The organism is Streptococcus sp. C150, assembly GCF_000187445.1.
GTDB lineage: Bacteria > Bacillota > Bacilli > Lactobacillales > Streptococcaceae > Streptococcus > Streptococcus raffinosi.
On the sequence record NZ_GL698449.1, the window covers coordinates 1,110,412 to 1,112,191 of the forward strand.

General features: G+C 42.6%; 1 protein-coding gene. It reads right to left on the reverse strand.

Translation table 11 applies throughout. The features are described 5' to 3' along the window. The coding region (locus HMPREF0848_RS10710) for a hypothetical protein (protein WP_037608965.1) at positions 1-1,780 on the reverse strand (1,780 nt) is incomplete at both ends.

Below are 1,780 nucleotides of genomic sequence, written 5' to 3' on the forward strand. Positions count from 1 at the left end.
CTGACGCACTCATAGAACCAGAAACTGATTGGCTCGTTGAAATTGAAGCGCTTGTGCTTTGTGATTCAGAAACTGACGTTGAGACGGATTGACTCGTTGAAACAGAAGCACTGGTACTTGCACTTGCTGATTCCGATACGCTCAATGAATTAGAAACTGATTGGCTTGCTGAAACTGAGGCGCTTGTGCTTGCACTTTCTGATTCTGAGACGCTCAATGAACCAGAAACTGATTGGCTCGTTGAAATTGAAGCGCTTGTGCTTTGTGATTCAAAAACAGAAGTTGAGACGGATTGACTCATTGAAACTGAAGCGCTCGTACTTGATGACTCGCTGAGTGACATTGATTCACTGGTTGAGACTGAAGCACTTAATGACGATGACAATGAGTTAGATACTGACCGGCTCGTTGAAACTGAGGCACTGGTACTTGATGACTCGCTGAGTGACATTGATTCACTGGTTGAGACTGAAGTACTTAATGAAGCGGAAACAGAATTTGAGACTGACTGACTCGTTGATACTGAGGCACTGGTACTTGATGACTCGCTTAGTGAAGTTGATTCGCTTGACGAAACTGACGCACTTAATGACGATGACAATGAGTTAGATACTGACTGACTCGTTGATACTGAGGCACTGGTACTTGATGACTCGCTTAGTGAAGTTGATTCGCTTGACGAAACTGACGCACTTAATGACGATGACAATGAGTTTGATACTGACTGGCTCGCTGATACTGAGGCACTGGTACTTGATGACTCGCTGAGTGATATTGATTCACTGGTTGAAACTGAAGCACTTAATGACGATGACAATGAGTTAGATACTGACTGACTCGTTGATACTGAGGCACTGGTACTTGATGACTCGCTGAGTGACATTGATTCACTGGTTGAAACTGAAGCACTTAATGACGATGACAATGAGTTAGATACTGACTGACTCGTTGAAACTGAAGCACTCGTACTTGATGACTCACTGAGTGACGTGGATTCACTTGACGAAACTGAAGCACTTAATGACGATGACAATGAGTTAGATACTGACTGACTCGTTGATACTGAAGCGCTGGTACTTGATGACTCACTAAGTGACGTTGATTCACTTGACGAAACTGAAGCACTTAATGATCCAGATGTACTCAATGATGTCGAAGCAGACATTGAGAGTGACTCACTTGTAGAAATAAAGCTTGATGCTGATTTCGAAATAGAATCAACTGTTGAAAGGATGGTCGAAATTGACGCACTAAATGCTTGCGATAAGCTTTCAAAAGCTGAAACACTCAATGAAGAAACTACTGAATTTGAAACAGATTGACTTGCTGAAACTGACGCACTTTCTGACGCTGAAAGGGAATTGGATTCCGATTGTGATTCGCTTACTGAAGCACTCTCTGATGCTGAAAGCGAGTTGGACTCAGATTGAGATTCACTTACTGAAGCACTTTCTGATGCTGAAAGCGAGTTAGATTCTGATTGAGATTCAGACACTGAAGCACTCTCTGATGTTGAAAGCGAGTTAGATTCGGATTGTGATTCAGAGACTGACGCACTTTCTGAAGCCGAAATTGAGTTGGACTCGGATTGTGACTCACTTACTGAAGCACTTTCTGAAGCCGAAATAGAATTTGACTCAGATTGTGACTCACTTACTGAAGCACTTTCTGACGCTGAAAGGGAGTTGGATTCGGATTGTGATTCACTTACTGAAGCACTTTCTGATGCTGAAATAGAATTTGACTCAGATTGTGATTCACTTACTGACGCACTCTCTGA